Origin of the sequence: Enterococcus sp. DIV0660C (assembly GCF_017316125.1) — a bacterium.
Classification (GTDB): domain Bacteria; phylum Bacillota; class Bacilli; order Lactobacillales; family Enterococcaceae; genus Enterococcus_B.
Window position 1 is genome coordinate 34,624 of sequence record NZ_JAFLWA010000024.1, and the last position, 18,820, is coordinate 53,443.

Sequence of the window (18,820 nt, forward strand, 5' to 3'; positions counted from 1 at the left end):
AACTAGAAAGGGCGTATTTTTTTGTCAGAAAAACGAGATTTGTTTGAAAAACTATTAGAACAAATTCAACTAGAGGATGAAGAAAAAAATCATCCGTTAATTTCTACTGGCGAAATGGAACGTGTTGTCGTACATCGTAAATCACGTCTATGGGAATTTACGCTTCATTTTTCGCAAATATTACCGATTATGCTGTATCGTTCATTCCTACAACATCTGACAATCGCGTTTAACGACATTGCACAGGTTAAAGTAATAATCAAAGTGGAGGATCAATCGTTTGATGAACAGTTGTTGCAAGATTATTGGGCACAGGCTTTAGAAAGTCAACAGTGTGACACACCCTTAGTCCAACAAGTCTTAAAGACGCAAGTTCCTATTTTAAAAGATCGAAAAATCGTGCTGCCGGTTGACAAAACGGGTGCGATTTCTTATTTGAAACAACAATATTTACCTTTGGTAGAAGAACTTTATCTTAACTATGGGTTTCCTAAATTCCATATCGAACCGGAAGTCGATGAAGAACAAGCGGCTCGTGTGCTCGAACTTTTTGAAGAACGCAAGCAAGAACAAGCAGAAGCATTCATGAAGCAAGCTGCTGAAAGTCTACTTGTTCATGAACAAAAGAAAAAAGAAAAGAAAGAGCAAGCGCCTGCTTTGGAAGGACCAATTCAACTTGGCCGCAATATTCCAACAGATGATCCTGTTACACCAATGATTGACATCGTTGAAGAAGAGCGACGTGTCATTTTAGAAGGGTATGTATTTGATAAAGAGGTTCGTGAACTACGTTCTAAACGAAAAATATTAACGTTGAAAATCACGGATTATACCTCTTCTTTCATTGTCAAAAAGTTTTCAAATGGTGAAAAAGATGAACAAGTTTTCGATGCAATTAGTAAAGGAAGCTGGCTGAAAGTTCGAGGAAGTATCCAAGAAGATACATTCGTGCGCGATTTGGTGATGAATGCCCAAGATATTGTTGAAGTCAAGCACACACCACGTAAAGACTATGCTCCTGAAGGGGAAAAACGAGTTGAACTACATCTTCATAGCAACATGAGTACAATGGATGCGACGAATAGTATCTCTGATTTCGTTGCGCAAGCAGGTAAATGGGGACATAAAGCAATTGCCATTACGGATCACGGAGGGGCACAATCATTTCCGGAAGCACATAGCGCTGGAAAAAAGGCTGGAGTCAAGATTTTGTATGGCGTAGAAGCAAACGTTGTTGATGACGGCGTGCCAATTGCCTATAATGATGCACACGATTCATTGAACGATGCGACTTATGTGGTTTTTGACGTGGAAACGACTGGTCTGTCAGCTGTTTATGATACGATTATTGAATTAGCCGCAGTCAAGATGCATAAAGGAAATGTCATTGAAAGCTTTGATGAATTTATTGATCCTGGTCATCGATTATCAAGAACCACAGTAGACTTAACAGGTATTACAGATGAAATGGTCCGTGGCTCGAAATCTGAAGAAGAAGTTTTAAGAATGTTTCTTGAATTTTCTGAAGGCTCGATCTTAGTTGCCCACAATGCGACCTTCGATATGGGTTTCTTAAATACAAGTTATGCACGTTATGGAATTCCAGAAGCAAAAAATCCTGTGATTGACACATTAGAATTAGCACGTTATTTATATCCTCAATTTAAACGATTTGGTTTGGGTGTATTGACCAAAAAATTCGGTGTCAGTTTAGAACAACATCACCGCGCCATTTTTGATGCGGAGGCAACAGGTCATTTGGCTTGGATTTTTGTCAAAGAGGCAATGGAAAATCATGAGATGCTTTATCACGATCAGTTAAATGATCATGTCGGTGAAGGAGATTCTTATAAACGAGCTAGACCGTTTCATGCAACGCTTTTGGCGAAGAATCAAGCTGGTCTAAAAGATTTGTTCAAATTGATTTCGATGTCAAATATCAATTATTTTGAGCGAGTTCCTCGGATTCCTCGTTCACAGCTGAAAAAATTTAGAGACAATCTCTTAGTTGGTTCTGCTTGTGATAAAGGTGAAATTTTTGAAGCAATGATGCAAAAAGGGGTCGAAGAAGCAGAAAATCGCGCAAAATTTTATGATTATATCGAAGTGATGCCAAAAGCAGTCTATGCTCCTTTGTTAGAACAAGAATTAGTGAAAAATGAACACGATTTAGAAGAAATCATTCGAAATTTAGTAAACATTGGGAAAAAGCTAGACAAGGTGGTTGTTGCTACGGGTGATGTCCATTATTTAAATGAAGAAGATGGTATTTATCGAAAAATCTTAATCAACTCGATGGGAGGAGCAAATCCACTTAATCGTCATAGTTTACCGGATGTTCACTTCAGAACGACGGATGAAATGTTAACAGCATTCAACTTTTTAGGTGCAGAACTTGCCAAAGAAATCGTTGTTGATAATACCAATAAAATCGCGGACAGTTGTGAAGAAATCATCCCAGTTAAAGATGAATTGTATACACCAAAAATTCCTGGATCAGAAGATGAAATCACCGAATTAAGTTATAATCGTGCGAAAGAATTATACGGTGATCCTTTACCAGAAATCATTCAAAAACGTTTAGAAAAAGAACTGAATTCAATCAACGGAAATGGGTTTTCAGTTATTTATTTGATCGCTCAAAAGCTTGTGCATAAAAGTAATGAAGATGGTTACTTGGTTGGTTCCCGCGGATCTGTTGGTTCGAGTTTCGTAGCGACAATGACCGGGATCACAGAAGTTAATCCACTAGCGCCACATTATTATTGTCCTAACTGTCAGTATTCGGAATTTTTTGAAGATGGCACATATGGCTCTGGTTTTGATATGCCAGAAAAAAAATGTCCAAAATGTGGCGCACGCTTAAATAAAGATGGTCACGATATTCCATTTGAAACATTCTTAGGTTTCCATGGTGACAAGGTTCCCGATATTGATTTGAACTTCTCGGGGGACTATCAAGCAGAAGCGCATAACTACACGAAAGTTTTATTTGGTGAGGAATATGTCTATCGAGCTGGAACCATTGGAACTGTTGCAGACAAAACGGCTTATGGGTTTGTGAAAGGGTATGAACGCGATCACAACTTACAATTTCGTGGAGCGGAGGTCGACCGTTTAGCTAAGGGTGCAACTGGTGTGAAACGAACAACTGGACAGCATCCAGGGGGGATCATTGTTATCCCAGACTATATGGATGTTTACGATTTTACCCCTATTCAATATCCTGCAGATGATCAGAATTCTGAATGGAAGACCACTCACTTTGATTTCCACTCGATTCATGATAACGTATTGAAACTTGATATTCTTGGACACGATGACCCGACTGTCATTCGGATGCTCCAAGATTTATCTGGAATCGATCCACAAACGATTCCAACAGATGATCCGGAAGTTATGCGGATTTTTGCTGGTCCAGAAGTATTGGGAGTTGATAAGGATCAGATTTTTTCAAAAACGGGTACCTTGGGAATTCCCGAATTTGGCACGCGTTTTGTACGAGGGATGCTTGAAGAAACACATCCAACAACATTTGCTGAATTGTTACAGATTTCTGGACTATCCCACGGGACGGATGTTTGGTTAGGTAATGCGGAAGAACTAATTCGCCGTGGAGATGCAACTTTGGCTGAAGTAATCGGTTGTCGGGATGACATCATGGTTTATTTGATCCATGCTGGCTTAGATAGTGGGATGGCATTTAAAATCATGGAAACCGTTCGTAAAGGTTTATGGACGAAAATTCCTGATGATTTAAGAGAAACATATTTAACCGCAATGAAGGAAAACAACGTGCCAGATTGGTATATTGATTCCTGTTCAAAAATCAAATACATGTTCCCGAAAGCCCATGCGGCAGCTTATGTGCTGATGGCCTTGCGAGTAGCGTACTTTAAAGTGTATTTTCCAATTCTTTATTACTGTGCTTATTTCTCTGTTCGTGCGGATGATTTTAATTTAGTTGCGATGTGTAAAGGAAAAGAAGCTGTCAAAGAAGCGATGAAAGAAATCACTGATAAAGGATTAGAAGCTTCAGTGAAAGAAAAGAATCAGTTAACGGTACTCGAATTAGCAAATGAAATGCTAGAACGTGGCTACCATTTTGGTATGATCGACTTGTACAAATCAGATGCAACAAATTTCGTGATTGATGGTGATACGCTGATTGCACCGTTTCGTGCAGTCCCTAGTTTGGGAACCAACGTGGCAAACCAAATCGTGGAAGCAAGAAAAGATGGACCGTTCTTATCAAAAGAAGATCTAGCAACGCGAGGAAAAGTTTCTAAAACACTGATTGAATACATGGATGATAATGGTGTATTAAAAGATCTGCCAGATGAAAATCAATTATCATTGTTTGATATGCTATAGACAATTTTTCTTAACAAAAGGGTAAGAAAAAGCACCAATGTTTAAACGTTGGTGCTTTTATTTTTTTACGAGAAAATTTTTTACAAAAAATAAAAATGAATCAAAAAACAGAAAAAAATTTTAGCAAGCATTTATTTTAAACGAATAGAGTTGCTGAAGAAAGTAATAAATAACCAGTAAACTTGTCATTTTATGAAATTTGTGGTATAGTTTTCATTGGTAATGATACTAATCGTGAGTGAGCGGAATTTTCGCTCACTCTTTTTAATGGAATTACGTAGCCAATTTTAAGGAGGCGAAATTTTTGAGTAGCGTCGTTGAAACAGTCACAGAAATGGTGACCCCGATTTTAGATGAACAAAATTTTGAACTTGTAGAAGTAGAGTTTACAAAAGAAGGCAAAAACTGGTTTTTACGAGTATTCATTGACAAAGAAGGCGGAATTGACATCGATGAATGTGTCTATGTCAGTGAAAAATTAAGTGAGAAGCTAGATGCTGCAGATCCAGATCCGATTCCTCAAGCCTATTTCCTAGAGGTGTCATCTCCTGGAGCAGAACGTCCATTGAAAAAAGAAGCAGATTATGAAAAAGCACTAGGTGATTATGTCCATGTGTCTTTATATCAACCTGTTGATGGAGAAAAACAATACGAAGGTTTTCTTCAATCATTTGATGCTGAGCAACTAACGTTAAAAATTCGCATAAAAACACGCGAAAAAGAATTAACCATTGAACGTAAAAATATTGCGAAAGCTCGCTTAGCTATTCAATTTTAATTACGGAGAGGAATCAAAATAATGAGTAAAGAAATGTTGAACGCGTTAGATGCTTTAGAAGCTGAAAAAGGTATCTCAAAAGAAATCGTGATCGACGCTTTGGAAGCTGCTTTAGTTTCTGCTTATAAACGTCACTATGGACAAGCCCAAAATGTAGAAGTAGAGTTTGATCAGAAAAAAGGAAACATCCATGTTTATGCGGTGAAAGAAGTTACAGAAGAAGTAATGGATTCCCAACTAGAAGTGTCGTTAAAAGACGCACTTTTGATTAATCCGGCGTATGAATTAGGAGATACAATCCGTTTTGAAGTTACGCCTAAAGACTTTGGACGAATTGCTGCGCAAACAGCAAAACAAGTGATTTTGCAACGTGTTCGTGAAGCTGAAAGAACAATTATTTATAACGAATTCAGCGAATACGAAAAAGACATCATGCAAGGAATCGTTGAGCGTCAGGACAAACGTTATATCTATGTGAACTTAGGTAAGATCGAAGCAGTCTTGTCTAAACAAGACCAAATGCCAAACGAATTTTATCAACCACATGACCGAATCAAAGTCTACGTTTCACGTGTTGAAAACACATCAAAAGGCCCTCAAGTTTTTGTAAGCCGTAGTCATCCAGACTTATTACGTCGCTTATTTGAACAAGAAGTACCTGAAGTTTACGATGGACTAGTTGAAATCGTAAGTATTGCTCGTGAAGCAGGCGACCGTTCAAAAGTTGCTGTTCGTTCAAACGATGCAAATATTGATGCTGTTGGAACTTGTGTAGGACCTAAAGGCCAACGTGTTCAAGCAATTGTAAACGAACTAAAGGGTGAAAACATGGATATCGTTGAATGGAACGAAGATCCAGCAATTTTTATTGCGAATGCATTGAACCCAGCTCAAGTAATGGATGTCATTTTTGACGAAACAAATGCGAAAGCTTGTACAGTGGTTGTACCTGATTATCAATTATCTTTAGCAATTGGTAAACGTGGACAAAATGCTCGCTTAGCTGCAAAATTGACAAATCATAAAATTGACATCAAATCTGAATCAGATATGGCTGAGTTTTATGAAAAACGAGCAGAAAAAGAAGAAGTTGTAGAAGAAGTAGTTGAAGAACTCCATGATGAAGCAATCGTTGAATCAGACCTAACAGCTGATGAATACGAAGCAATGGCTTTTGAAGAAACTAAAGCAACTGAGAAAACAGATCAAGAAGCTTAATTGTAAGGAGGCAAACGAGATGAAACAAAGGAAAATTCCTTTACGCAAATCTGTGGTTTCGGGTGAAATGAAACCGAAAAAAGAAATGATTCGAGTGACCCGTTCAAAAGAAGGGGAAGTTTCAATTGATCCTACTGGAAAAATGCCTGGACGAGGCGCGTATGTCTCAATTGAGCCGGAAGAAGTGCAAAAAGCTTGGGATAAGCAAATCCTCGATCGAGTTCTCGAAGTAAAACTAACAGATGAATTTTATCAAGAACTATTAGATTATGTTACACACCAGAAAGCCCGAAAAGAGCTTTTCGGAAAATGAACACAGTAAACCGGCAAAAAGCCATGAATTTACTAGGACTTGCGATGCGTGCTGGGAAGTTAGTAACCGGTGAAGAGTTAACCATTGCAGATATTCGTCGCCAAAAGGCAAAGGTAGTGTTTGTTGCGACCGATGCTAGTGAGAACACAAGAAAAAAGATCAAAGACAAAAGTTCCTATTACAAAGTTCCTTGTTTTGAACTATTTTCAGAAGCTGAAATTACGCAAATGATTGGAAAACCACGAAAAGTCTTCGGCGTCTTAGATGCAGGGTTTGCGAAAAAAATCAAGGAGCTAATTGAAGGTTAGGAAGGTGATTACATGGGAAAAAAAAGAGTCTATGAATTAGCAAAAGAGCTCAATCAGTCTAGTAAAGTGATTGTCGAAAAAGCCCAAAAATTGGGGATCGACGTAAAGAACCATATGGGAACTTTAAATCGCGAAGATGAGAATAAATTGCAGCAAGCTTTCAAAAACCCAGTTGTACAAAAGCCAAACCAGAAACCAGTCAATCAAAAGCCAAATGATAAAACTCAAGAAAACACAAAAAATGTAACACAACAAAAAAATAAAAATAACCGCAACTATCAAGATCGCGGTCAAGGGAGCGGTCAAGTGAATCAAGGACAAAACAAATCATCCAACCAAAATAACCAAAACCGTCAAGGCGGAAATCAAAATCGTAACAACAATAACAATCGCGGAAAATTCAACAACAATAACCGCAATCGTTTTAACAAAAAAGGAAGAAAAGGGAAACAACAAACTTCAAATAAACCAGCTGTGCCACCACGTAAATTCCGTGAACTACCAGAAGTTCTAGAGTATACAGATGGCATGAACGTTGCAGATATCGCGAAAAAAATTCACCGTGAACCAGCGGAAATCATCAAAAAACTCTTTATGTTAGGTGTTATGGTCAATCAAAACCAAGCACTTGATAAAGATACAATCGAGTTATTAGCAACAGATTATGGTATGGAACCACAAGAAAAAGTACAAGTGGATATTGCCGATTTAGATAAATTCTTTGAACCAGAAGAATTGAATGAAGAAAATCTAGTTTCACGTCCACCAGTTGTCACAATTATGGGACACGTTGACCATGGTAAAACAACATTGTTAGATACTTTACGTCATTCACGTGTAACGAATGATGAAGCGGGTGGAATCACTCAACATATCGGTGCTTATCAAATTGATATCGACGGTAAACCAATCACTTTCTTGGATACACCAGGTCACGCGGCCTTTACAAGTATGCGTGCTCGTGGAGCAAGTATCACAGACATCACCATCTTGGTTGTTGCCGCTGATGATGGTGTAATGCCACAAACGGTTGAAGCTATCAACCATGCGAAAGCGGCAAATGTGCCAATTATCGTTGCTGTAAACAAAATTGATAAACCAGGTGCAAATCCACAACACGTTATGCAAGAATTAAGTGAATATGAACTTATTCCTGAAGCATGGGGTGGAGATACGATCTTCGTTGAAATCTCAGCAAAATTTGGTCAAAATATCGAAGAATTATTAGAAATGGTTCTATTAGTTTCTGAAGTAGAAGACTTGAAAGCTGACCCAACGCAACGCGCAATTGGTACAGTTATCGAAGCACGTTTAGATAAAGGTAAGGGACCAATCTCTACTTTACTTGTTCAACAAGGAACATTACATGTAGGAGACCCAATCGTTGTCGGAAATACTTATGGACGTGTTCGTGTGATGGTCAACGACTTAGGTCGACGTGAAAAAAATGCGGGTCCAGCAACACCAGTTGAAATCACTGGCTTGAACGATGTGCCACAAGCTGGAGATCACTTTGTTGTCTTTGAAGACGAAAAAACGGCTCGTGCAGCTGGTGAAGAACGTGCAAAACGTGCAGTTGTTGAACACCGTGCTGCTACAAGTCGCGTAACCTTAGACAACTTGTTTGAAAGCCTTAAAGAAGGCGAATTGAAAGAAGTTAATGTCATTATCAAAGCTGACGTACAAGGTTCTGCAGAAGCTTTAGCTGCTTCATTGAAGAAAATTGATGTCGAAGGCGTTCGCGTAAAAATCGTGCATGCTGCTGTTGGCGCAATCAATGAAAGTGATGTTACTTTGGCTGCTGCAAGTAACGCAATCATCATCGGTTTTAACGTACGTCCTACACCACAAGCGAAGAGTCAAGCTGATTCAGAAGAAGTAGATATTCGCTTACACCGAATCATTTATAAAGCAATCGAAGAAATTGAAACAGCGATGAAAGGGATGCTTGATCCTGAATTTGAAGAAAAAATCACTGGTCAAATGATCATTCGTGAAACCTTCAAAGTTTCAAAAGTTGGAACGATTGCTGGTGCGTATGTGACTGAAGGATTCATCCGCAGAGATAGTGGCGTTCGTGTCATTCGTGACGGAATCGTTATCTACGAAGGTCAATTAGCTAGCTTGAAACGTTTTAAAGATGACGTTAAAGAAGTTAAAATGGGATTTGAATGTGGCGCAATGATCGAAAAATTCAATGACATCAAAGTTGATGACATCATTGAAGGATTCATCATGGAAGAAGTTAAAAACGACTAATAAAAATAAAGGAGGCCGCTCATTATGGCTAACTATCGTGACCGTCGAGTCGGTCAAGAAATTTTAAAAGAAGTCAATGATATTTTACGTAAAAAAGTTCGTGATCCTCGAGTTGAAAACGTGACGATCACTGATGTACATGTAACAGGTGATTTACAACAAGCAACCATCTATTACAGCATCTTATCTGATCTTGCTTCAGATAAGAAAAAAGCACAAGAAGGCTTGAGTAAGGCAAGTGGTTTAATCCGTCGTGAATTAGGTCATAACTTAAGTATTTACAAGACACCTGAGCTAATCTTTGAATTAGATGAGTCTGTTGGTTATGGTAACCACATCGATGAGCTGTTGCGTAATTTGAATAAGGACTAACAAAAAAAGCATCCATTCCTATCAAGGAAAATATGGATGCTTTTTTGCTTGAATAAAAAAATAAAAATTTATTGACAAAATTATTGGACAAGGAGTTCCTATGTTATAATAAACAAAAATACGCTCTTTGAAATAAAAATATTCAAATTATGAGCATTCAAACTGAAGTTTTGCTATGAACGAATAGTGCGATTACGGAACCTCAAAAAATTTTATCCGAGGTTTTAGAGCTATGTTGTTTTGAATGCCTCCAAAACTCCCGGGCCGTAAAGTTTAGTGATTAGTTGAGTTTTAGAGCTATGCTGTTTTGAATGCCTCCAAAACAAATGTGAACATTCTTGATTTCATCTTCGTGTTTTAGAGCTATGCTGTTTTGAATGTAAAGCTACCGAGTTTTGATCATTATCCAAATAATTTAAGACAACTTAACCAAAACATTACTCATGTATCGAGTAATGTTTTTTTGTTATAATGAGTTGAATGGGACAAAAAGTTCCCAGAAATTTTTATATTTTTTGAATGGGTTTCTTTTTAAAAAAAGAAAAAAGGATGTGGGGATAATGAAAAGAGTAATTGGGTTAAGTATGGTTGGTTTGACTTTGTTTCTTGCTTCATGCGGGAAAACGGAGCAAACTACTTCAAATGAAACTTCACAGTCAATGATTCAAACGAGTGAAACGACAGCAATGACTACTTCTGAAGTGACAACAAGCGATTCAAAAACGGCAACAAGTATCAAAGAAACGAACACAACCGTAACGACAACACAAGCAAGTTCAACAGATCAAAACACAAATACCTCAGCAGCAACAGTTACAGATTCATCAACAAATGTAACGAATGAACCTACATTTACACCAGAACAAAAGCAAGCGTTAGATGCTATTTATGCAAAGTATCCTGAGTATAAGGATTCAGATATTGCTTTTATCTTTTGGCAAATGATTGATGATGATTATCTTTTCAAAGCTTATAGTCTTTCTATGATTGAACAAGGCGGTTCAGGTACATTGACCTTTTTCCGAGTATCACCGACAGGAGAAGTGCAAGAAACAGATCCTAGTGGAAACCCGTATTAAGAAAATAATTTGAGAAAATTAAAAACGGCAAGTCTCATTAGTTGAGAGACTTGCCGTTTTTTTTGCACGAAGATCAAAACTCTTCGTTTGTCTTGGGGAAGACATATTTAATTGCCTGAAAGCCACCCATATAACCAATCAAAGGGTGCAAAGAAAATATTTTCCATCTGATCCCTCCTTTTGTATAAAAAAAGAATAACACGGATTCTATTTACACCCCGATGAATTTTGTTACGTTTGTGTATCCTAGATGTAAAAATCGTTGGAGTTGGAATCAAAAATGTAGTATTCATTCTTGCTGTGTTATAATAAATCAGTTGAATCAAAAAGAAATGGAGAGCAGAAATGGAAGGGCTATTACCGTTATGGAAAGAACGTGGGATGACAAGTCATGACTGCGTATTTAAATTAAGGAAAATATTACATACCAAAAAAATCGGGCACGGTGGAACGCTAGACCCAGATGTAGATGGTGTGTTACCAATCTGTATTGGAAAAGCAACAAAAGTGATTGAATATTTAACTGATTCTGGAAAAACCTACCAAGGCGAAATTACGTTGGGATTCAGTACGACAACGGAAGACAAGTCTGGTGAAGTGGTTGAAGAACAAGCAGTAACAGAACGTATCTCAGAAGAAAAAATCGATCAAATCATGGCTTCTTTTATTGGGGAGATCACGCAAATTCCGCCAATGTATTCGGCGGTGAAGGTCAATGGCAAACGACTTTACGAATACGCACGTAATAATGAAATAGTTGAACGTCCAAGTAGAAAAGCTCAAATTTATCGTTTTGAACGCACGAGTGAATTAAACTGGGATCAAGAAAACGGGTTGTTATCATGGCATTTTGAAGTTGAGTGTGGTAAAGGAACCTATGTGCGAACACTTGCTGTTGATACAGGGAAAAAACTAGGTTTTCCTGCTCATATGTCAGATTTGACAAGGACAGCAAGTGCAGGAATGAATCAAAAACAAGCAATCACTTTGGCACAGGTAGCTGAATATATGGCAAACGGAACTATTTCTGAGTATCTATTACCGATCGAGGCAGGGGTTACGAAGTTTCCACGAGTAGATATCAGTGAAGCTGTTTGGCAAAAAGTTAAGAATGGTATGCGTTTGGATTACAAAGTCTTTGGCTTATCAACGATGCCAGACCAAGAAATTGCTTTGTTTTATCAAGATAAAGTTGTTAGTATCTATCAACCTAATCCAAAGGAAAAAGATAAATTAAAACCAAGTAAAGTGTTAAGAAATGAGGTATAACTGATGGAAATTATCAAGATTCGTCATCCTTATCAAAAAAATCAAATTCCAGCAGAGGAAGTAGTGCTTGTCTTAGGATTTTTTGACGGGGTACATTTAGGCCATCAAAAAGTAGTTGAAACTGGTCGAAAAATCGCTGACCAAGAAGGTTTGAAATTAGCTTTGATGACGTTCAATCAACATCCTTCAATTGTGTTTAAAAAAATCGATCCAGCAAGTGTTAAGTATTTAACTACCTTAGAACAAAAAGAAGAGAAAATGGCTGCACTGGGTGTGGATTTTCTATATGAGATCGACTTTACTTCTGCTTTTGCACATTTGGCACCTCAAGAGTTTGTTGATCAATACATTGTTGGTTTACATGCTAAGTATGCTGTTTCTGGGTTTGATTATACGTATGGACCAAAAGATATTGCGGATGTGGAACATCTTCCTGAATATGCAAAAAATCGTTTTGAAGTTGTGACGGTCCAAAAAGAAATTGAAGCTGGTGAAAAAATCAGTTCTACACGTATTCGTCAATTGTTGGACGCAGGTGATGTGACAGAAGTAACCAAACTTTTAGGTAGTGTCTACGAAATTGAAGGTGTCGTGGTTCATGGTGATGCTCGCGGGCGTTTGTTAGGTTTTCCAACGGCAAATGTAAAAGTCAAAGGAACTGTTCATTTACCTAGAGAAGGTGTCTACGTTTCTGAAATCAAGGTTGGTGAAAACTGGTATCCAGCGATGGGTTCAATTGGTCATAATGATACATTTGGTGAGGGGCGAGAGCTAACTGTTGAATTATTTATTTTAGACTTTAGTCAAGATATTTATGGCGAGCATGTAGCCGTTCGCTGGAATAAATTTTTGCGAGATCAAGTAAAGTTTACGAATGTAGATGATTTGATTACGCAATTGAAAAAAGATGAAGCTGATACAGCTGCTTATTTTAAAAAATAAAGAGGAGTCAATAGAGGCTGTGATAGAAGTAATCGGCTTATTTAATAAATTACTTCAAGAACATCGTTTATTCAGAAATAAGGAGTGTGGCAAAAAATTATGTCACACTCTCTTAATTTCTCAAGATTTCGTTGACTGCAACAGGAAAAAACTTGAAAGTCCTTCCCTTTGCTTCTTTTTCAAAATCCTAGTATAATAAGCATGTTTTTTTGAATTGGAATGAAGAGAGAACGGAGATAAATAATGATGAACAATTTTTGGGCAGAATTACCAAAGCCCTTTTTTATTTTAGCACCAATGGAAGATGTGACAGATGTTGTTTTTCGCCATGTTGTTCAAGCGGCAGGCGCACCAGATGTCTTCTTTACAGAATTTACTAATTCGGACAGTTATTGCCATCCAGATGGTAGACAAAGTGTTCGAGGCCGTTTGACTTTTACTGAAGATGAGCAGCCAATGGTGGCTCATATTTGGGGGGACAAACCAGAATTTTTCCGCGAGATGAGTCTTGGCTTGGCAGAAATGGGTTTTAAGGGAATTGACTTGAATATGGGCTGTCCCGTTCCTAATGTGGCCGGTCATGGGAAAGGGAGCGGACTGATTTTACGTCCTGAAGTTGCGGCAGAGCTAATTGAAGCTGCTAAAGCAGGTGGACTCCCTGTCAGCGTAAAAACAAGGCTCGGATATAAAGATATAGCAGAAATGGAAAATTGGTTAGCGCATGTCTTAGCACAAGATATTGCAAATCTGTCAATTCACTTAAGAACGCGCGACGAAATGAGTAAAGTAGATGCGCACTGGGATTTGATTCCGCAAGTGTTAGCCATTCGAGATCGAGTGGCGCCACAAACATTGATAACTATCAATGGGGATATTCCTGACCGTCAGACTGGACTTCGATTAGCTGAAGAATATGGGGTAGACGGGGTCATGATTGGCAGGGGAATTTTCAAAAATCCATATGCTTTTGAAAAAGAACCTAGAGAACACTCTTCAAAAGAACTGCTTGATTTATTGCATTTACAATTAGACTTGCAAGATCAGTATGCGGAATTGGTTCCGCGTTCGATAGTTGGTTTGCATCGTTTCTTTAAGATATATGTTAAAGGATTTCCAGGTGCTAGTGATTTGCGTGCGCAATTGATGAATACGAAGACGACGGATGAGGTTCGAGAAATACTGAAAGATTTTGAATAAGGTTGTGGCGCAAAGCGAACAGCTCCGAAAAAAATAATGAGCAACTGACAAAAATAGCTTTTCATATTTTTGAACAGTTATGAATTATTTCGAGGAGTTGCTTTGGGAACACCGTAAATAGAGGTTGTGGCGCAAAGCGAACAGCTCCGAAAAAGAATAACTAACAAAAATAGTATTCCCTGTTATCGGAGTTGCGCCACTTATTTTTAAATCATTCACCTAACTGAAAGATGGCCGTTAACGATAGAGGTATGGCATTGACGTGCCATACCTTTTTTGTATCCACATATAAAAAAAATTTATCATGACCCTTGGTTTTGACTATAGCTGAAAGTGACGACTATACTTTTGCATGTAGTAAAACTTAGGAGGAATTTTTTATGCTTACAGGATTAAATTTATTGAACAATCCATTTTTAAACAAAGGAACAGCATTTACGAAAGAAGAACGCGCAAAATTTGGTCTTACAGGGATGCTTCCCAGTACAGTTCAAACATTAGAACAACAATCCGTTCAAGCTTATGGTCAATACTTAAGCAAACCATCTGATTTAGAAAAACGAATTTTCTTAATGAACTTATTTAATACCAATCGTACACTTTTCTATAAATTGATGGGTGAACATTTAGTTGAGTTTATGCCAGTTGTTTATGATCCAGTAGTCGCTGACTCAATTGAACAATACAATGAAATTTTCTTGAAACCACAAGACGCAGCTTTTCTTTCAATCGATGATCCAGAAAGTATAAAAGCAAGTCTAAAAAATGCTGCTGATGGTCGAGATATTCGTCTAATTGTTGTGACTGATGCAGAAGGAATTTTAGGTATGGGTGATTGGGGCGTCAACGGTGTCGATATTGCGATCGGAAAATTAATGGTTTACACTGCAGCCGCTGGAATCAATCCGGCACAAGTGTTGCCAGTGTCTATTGACGCAGGAACAAATAACCAAGAATTATTAAACGATCCACTATATCTAGGAAATCGTCATGAACGCATTGAAGGGGAAACTTATTATCAATTTGTTGATCAATTCGTAAATGCGGCAACAGAATTATTCCCTGAATTATTATTGCATTGGGAAGATTTTGGTCGTGGAAATGCAGCCACTATTTTAGAAAAATATCAAGATCAAATCACTACATTCAATGATGATATCCAAGGAACAGGGATCGTTGTTTTAGCTGGTGTATTAGGTGGATTGAATATTTCTGGTGAAGCATTGAAAGACCAAACGATTTTAACATTTGGTGCCGGAACTGCTGGTGTTGGGATTGCAAATATTCTTTTAGATGAAATGATTCGTCAAGGTGTTCCAGAAGAAGAAGCACGCAACCATTTTTACCAAGTGGACAAACAAGGTTTACTCTTTACAGACACAGAAGGACTAACGCCAGGACAAATTCCTTTTGCACGAACTCGTGACGAATTTGAAAATGCAGCAGAATTGACTAATTTAACTGCAGTGGTAAAAGCAATCCACCCAACAATCATGATTGGTACATCAACACAACCGGGGGCCTTTACGGAAGAAATCGTTAAAGAAATGGCTGCTCATACAGAACGCCCAATCATTATGCCTTTGTCAAATCCAACAAAACTTGCTGAAGCAAAAGCGCAAGATTTAATTACATGGACAGATGGAAAAGCTTTAGTAGGGACTGGGATTCCTGCAGCCGATGTTGAATATCAAGGTGTTACTTACCAAATTGGTCAAGCAAACAATGCATTGATGTATCCAGGGCTTGGACTAGGTTTGATTGCTTCAACTGCAACACGTGTGAATGCAGAAATTATTTCTCAAGCAAGCCGTGCCTTGGGCGGAATCGTTGATGTGACTCAACCGGGTGCATCAATTTTACCTCCTGTTGCAAAAATTACTGAATTTTCTCAAATTATTGCAGAAACAGTTGCCAAATCAGTGGTAGAACAAGGGTTAAACCGTGAAGAAATCACAGACATCAAAACTGCTGTGGCAGATGCTAAATGGGTACCAGAGTACACAGAATTAGTAGCAGAATAATTAGAAATAGGTGTGTGCAAGATTGTAAGAAAAGCAGGTAGTTCAACGAAGCTGTTCTGTTTTTCTTACGGGTTGCTTAAGGAGAAAGGATCTGTAAGTATGGTACAAAAAGCAACAGCTGATTCAGCGGTTGAAGACGAAAAAAAGACGAGTATTTGGTCAACAAAAATTAGTGGTATCAGTTTGCCCTTATATTTAATCATGGTTGCCGTATTGATCGTCGCAATGGCGTTAGGAAAATTACCGACAAACATGATTGGTCCAATTGCTGTATTAGTTATTTTAGGGAATTTATTTCATTTCATTGGTTCCAAACTTCCAATTGTGAAAAGTTATCTTGGTGGTGGCTCTGTTTTTGCTATTTTTGCATCAGCAGCTATCGCAACTTTTGGTATTTTACCTGAGTATGTGGTTCATGCAACGGAGAATTTTGTCAATAATATGGGCTTTTTAGATTTTTATATTGCCGCGTTGATTACTGGTAGTATTTTAGGAATGAATCGTAATTTATTGATGAAAGCTTCTGTCCGTTTTATTCCAGTCGCATTGATTTCAATGGTCGCTTCCTTTTTTGCAGTCGGCTTAGTAGGAATGTTGATTGGCAATGGTTTTGCTGACTCAGTATTGTATGTTTCGCTTCCTGCGATGGCTGGTGGTGTTGGTGCGGGTGCTGTGCCGTTATCCAGTATTTATGCCAATGTTTTAGGGACAGATGCTTCGGCAATTATTTCTCGTTTGATTCCGGCAACAGCGATGACCAATGTGCTAGCCATTATTGGTGCAGCTTTGGTAGCACGCGCTGGACAATCAATGCCTAAAATCAACGGAAATGGAAAACTAATGGAAAAAGGTGACCTTGGCGATGGAAAACCTCGTACAGTGAAACCAAATATTTCTCAATTGGGTGTAGGATTGATGGTTTCAATCACCTTTTTCATTCTTGGCCAAATTTGTAATTACTTTGTTCCAAAAGTTCATGCGTATGCGTTTATGATCATTATCGTTGTCATTTGTAAAATTACGAATATCTTGCCTGAATATTATGAAGATGCAGCTATTATGTTTAATAACTTAATTGTGAAAAACTTGACCGCGGCTGTTCTTGCGGGTATCGGGATTGCGCTTTTGAATTTAAATGTACTAGCCTCTGCATTAACTTGGCAGTTTGTGGTACTTTGTTTAACAAGTGTCATTGTTATTTCATTAGTATCTGGCTTTGTTGGTCGATTATTTGGACTTTATCCAATCGAGTCTTCCATCACAGCAGGACTATGTAATAATTCAATGGGCGGTACCGGTAATGTTGCGGTACTTTCTGCTGCGAATCGAATGGAACTCATTGCATTTGCTCAAATGGGGAATCGTTTAGGTGGAGCAATTGTCTTGATTATCTCAGGATTTTTGATGCAGTTGCTTTCATAAGAAAAAACTTACGGATCATGTTGTCATTCACATGATCCGTAAGTTTTTTTATCTACTTAAATGAGGAAAATTCGGCAAAGTAAAGATGAACTAGAAAAAACGAAGGGGATTAAATGGCTATTTGGTACAAGAATATGTACTAGCCTCCTACGCATAAACGGATAACTATCTCTAGTCCTCTCATTTCTTGCTTTAAACGATAGTAATTCAAGTTGCCAAAGTTACCAACTACATATTTATCACATCAATGAACAGTCACAATAAATAGGAAAGAATATTTAATGAAAGTAACGTCAGCAAATCATTGAAGACCAGATGAAGAAGTGATAGAATGATTTTTTGATTACCTGAACAAACACACAGAAAATTGAAACTGTCTAATTAAATACATTGTCGCTTATCTCTCGAAAAGTAAGAAACTTTTTCGAGAGATCGTTGTTTTTAAGTAGAAACCAAACAAATTTTTCGATTGTGGAAGGCGAAACATTTGTAAAACAGTTGAGAAACCGGCAAAATCATATAAAACACTTGATTTTTTGAATATACAAGGAGGCAAAGAGATGAAACCTAAAATTACCCGAGAAGAAGTAGAACAATTACTAGTCTCCGATGCATATTTTGAGAAAAAAAACTATGTGCTAAAATTTTTACAAACGATAGTTGCCATTATTGGCTGGATTTGCGTGATACTACCTTTTATTTGGTTATTGTTACCGTTTATTTCCCCAAAAAAAGCATGGAAGAATCATTTAGTTGTTTATAAGGATGAGTTACAAACTTTAAAATTTTTAGTTGTTTTTTTGAGTATCATGTTTGTTATGATTGCGATAGTTTACATTGGATTGACGCTACGAAATAATTTTCATTTTAAAAATCTTTTGCACAAAAAGATCCAATATGATGAAGAGCGCTTAGAGAAAAGGCGACACTTACTAAACAAAGCGTTTGATGAACGGTTTGGACCCGAAGAAGTTCGCAAAGAAGTGTGTAGTTATTCCGTAAAAGAAGAGCAAAACTTAGATACAGATTTTGTACGCAACCTTTATAAGAAAGGAGGTGTGGAGCTATGATGACTTTTTTTCAAACTGGTAATCATGTATTCGATACCCTTTTAACAATCATATTTTTGTTTCTAGTTACGTATCCAATTATTGGCGGGTTTTCTTGGTTTATCGGTGTTTTATGTTATACTTTTTTTTTTTAATATAAACAAAAAGAGTGGATTTATATTCCGGTTTAAGTTGCGCCATTTATTAACATCCTTG

The 18,820-nt window shown here is 37.7% G+C and carries 15 protein-coding genes; all 15 read left to right on the top strand.

From position 1 onward, the window contains the following. The first annotated feature begins 21 nt into the window (after positions 1-21). The 15 genes from DOK81_RS07315 (at position 22) to DOK81_RS07385 (ending at position 18,759) form a co-directional block, all read left to right on the top strand. The gene (locus tag DOK81_RS07315) at positions 22-4,374 is read left to right on the top strand and encodes a PolC-type DNA polymerase III (protein WP_206909694.1); all 4,353 of its coding nucleotides are present in this window, start codon (positions 22-24) and stop codon (positions 4,372-4,374) included. 304 nt (positions 4,375-4,678) lie between these two features. After that, positions 4,679-5,152, top strand: a complete 474-nt coding sequence (rimP, locus tag DOK81_RS07320) for a ribosome maturation factor RimP (RefSeq protein WP_067484222.1) — start codon at positions 4,679-4,681, stop codon at positions 5,150-5,152. Positions 5,153-5,173: 21 nt separating this feature from the next. Then, positions 5,174-6,370 (top strand): transcription termination factor NusA, encoded by a 1,197-nt coding sequence (gene nusA / locus DOK81_RS07325; protein ID WP_206909695.1) that lies wholly within the window; start codon positions 5,174-5,176, stop codon positions 6,368-6,370. Between the two features lie 19 nt (positions 6,371-6,389). Continuing rightward, positions 6,390-6,683 (top strand): YlxR family protein, encoded by a 294-nt coding sequence (locus DOK81_RS07330; RefSeq protein ID WP_206909696.1) that lies wholly within the window; start codon positions 6,390-6,392, stop codon positions 6,681-6,683. Further along, positions 6,680-6,991, top strand: a complete 312-nt coding sequence (locus DOK81_RS07335) for a YlxQ-related RNA-binding protein (protein ID WP_206909698.1) — start codon at positions 6,680-6,682, stop codon at positions 6,989-6,991. The genes DOK81_RS07330 and DOK81_RS07335 overlap by 4 nt, the downstream gene beginning before the upstream one ends. Positions 6,992-7,003: 12 nt before the next feature. Next, positions 7,004-9,250: a translation initiation factor IF-2 gene (gene infB, locus DOK81_RS07340; RefSeq protein ID WP_206909701.1), complete on the top strand. Its 2,247-nt coding sequence runs from the start codon at positions 7,004-7,006 to the stop codon at positions 9,248-9,250. A gap of 24 nt (positions 9,251-9,274) precedes the next feature. Further along, a complete protein-coding gene (gene rbfA, locus DOK81_RS07345) occupies positions 9,275-9,622 on the top strand; it encodes a 30S ribosome-binding factor RbfA (protein ID WP_067484229.1) in 348 nt (115 codons plus the stop codon). Between the two features lie 560 nt (positions 9,623-10,182). After that, complete coding sequence (locus DOK81_RS07350; protein WP_206909703.1) at positions 10,183-10,701, top strand: hypothetical protein; 519 nt, start codon at positions 10,183-10,185, stop codon at positions 10,699-10,701. Positions 10,702-11,046: 345 nt separating this feature from the next. Further along, a complete protein-coding gene (truB, locus tag DOK81_RS07355; protein ID WP_206909705.1) occupies positions 11,047-11,970 on the top strand; it encodes a tRNA pseudouridine(55) synthase TruB in 924 nt (307 codons plus the stop codon). 3 nt (positions 11,971-11,973) lie between these two features. Beyond that, entirely contained in the window at positions 11,974-12,912 is a 939-nt protein-coding gene (gene ribF, locus DOK81_RS07360; RefSeq protein WP_206909707.1) for a riboflavin biosynthesis protein RibF, read from the top strand. A gap of 243 nt (positions 12,913-13,155) precedes the next feature. After that, entirely contained in the window at positions 13,156-14,109 is a 954-nt protein-coding gene (locus DOK81_RS07365; protein WP_206909710.1) for a tRNA-dihydrouridine synthase, read from the top strand. 380 nt (positions 14,110-14,489) lie between these two features. Further along, positions 14,490-16,133, top strand: a complete 1,644-nt coding sequence (locus DOK81_RS07370) for a malolactic enzyme (RefSeq protein WP_206909711.1) — start codon at positions 14,490-14,492, stop codon at positions 16,131-16,133. A gap of 99 nt (positions 16,134-16,232) precedes the next feature. After that, positions 16,233-17,555 (top strand): 2-hydroxycarboxylate transporter family protein, encoded by a 1,323-nt coding sequence (locus DOK81_RS07375; RefSeq protein WP_206909712.1) that lies wholly within the window; start codon positions 16,233-16,235, stop codon positions 17,553-17,555. Between the two features lie 560 nt (positions 17,556-18,115). Next, a complete protein-coding gene (locus DOK81_RS07380; protein ID WP_206909713.1) occupies positions 18,116-18,625 on the top strand; it encodes a cell division protein in 510 nt (169 codons plus the stop codon). Next, positions 18,622-18,759 carry a hypothetical protein gene (locus DOK81_RS07385; RefSeq protein ID WP_242589944.1) on the top strand — a complete coding sequence of 46 codons (138 nt, stop codon included), beginning with the start codon at positions 18,622-18,624 and terminating at the stop codon, positions 18,757-18,759. Before DOK81_RS07380 ends, DOK81_RS07385 begins: the two co-directional genes overlap by 4 nt. Positions 18,760-18,820 lie beyond the last annotated feature (61 nt).

Excerpts from the sequence above, each read along its gene's own strand:
- DOK81_RS07330 (WP_206909696.1), top strand. The coding sequence starts at position 6,390 with ATGAAACAAAGGAAAATTCCTTTACGCAAATCTGTGGTTTCGGGTGAA.
- DOK81_RS07385 (WP_242589944.1), top strand. The coding sequence starts at position 18,622 with ATGATGACTTTTTTTCAAACTGGTAATCATGTATTCGATACCCTTTTA.
- DOK81_RS07375 (WP_206909712.1), top strand. The coding sequence starts at position 16,233 with ATGGTACAAAAAGCAACAGCTGATTCAGCGGTTGAAGACGAAAAAAAG.
- rbfA (WP_067484229.1), top strand. The coding sequence starts at position 9,275 with ATGGCTAACTATCGTGACCGTCGAGTCGGTCAAGAAATTTTAAAAGAA.
- nusA (WP_206909695.1), top strand. The coding sequence starts at position 5,174 with ATGAGTAAAGAAATGTTGAACGCGTTAGATGCTTTAGAAGCTGAAAAA.
- DOK81_RS07365 (WP_206909710.1), top strand. The coding sequence starts at position 13,156 with ATGATGAACAATTTTTGGGCAGAATTACCAAAGCCCTTTTTTATTTTA.
- ribF (WP_206909707.1), top strand. The coding sequence starts at position 11,974 with ATGGAAATTATCAAGATTCGTCATCCTTATCAAAAAAATCAAATTCCA.
- DOK81_RS07370 (WP_206909711.1), top strand. The coding sequence starts at position 14,490 with ATGCTTACAGGATTAAATTTATTGAACAATCCATTTTTAAACAAAGGA.
- DOK81_RS07380 (WP_206909713.1), top strand. The coding sequence starts at position 18,116 with ATGAAACCTAAAATTACCCGAGAAGAAGTAGAACAATTACTAGTCTCC.
- infB (WP_206909701.1), top strand. The coding sequence starts at position 7,004 with ATGGGAAAAAAAAGAGTCTATGAATTAGCAAAAGAGCTCAATCAGTCT.
- DOK81_RS07350 (WP_206909703.1), top strand. The coding sequence starts at position 10,183 with ATGAAAAGAGTAATTGGGTTAAGTATGGTTGGTTTGACTTTGTTTCTT.
- truB (WP_206909705.1), top strand. The coding sequence starts at position 11,047 with ATGGAAGGGCTATTACCGTTATGGAAAGAACGTGGGATGACAAGTCAT.
- DOK81_RS07335 (WP_206909698.1), top strand. The coding sequence starts at position 6,680 with ATGAACACAGTAAACCGGCAAAAAGCCATGAATTTACTAGGACTTGCG.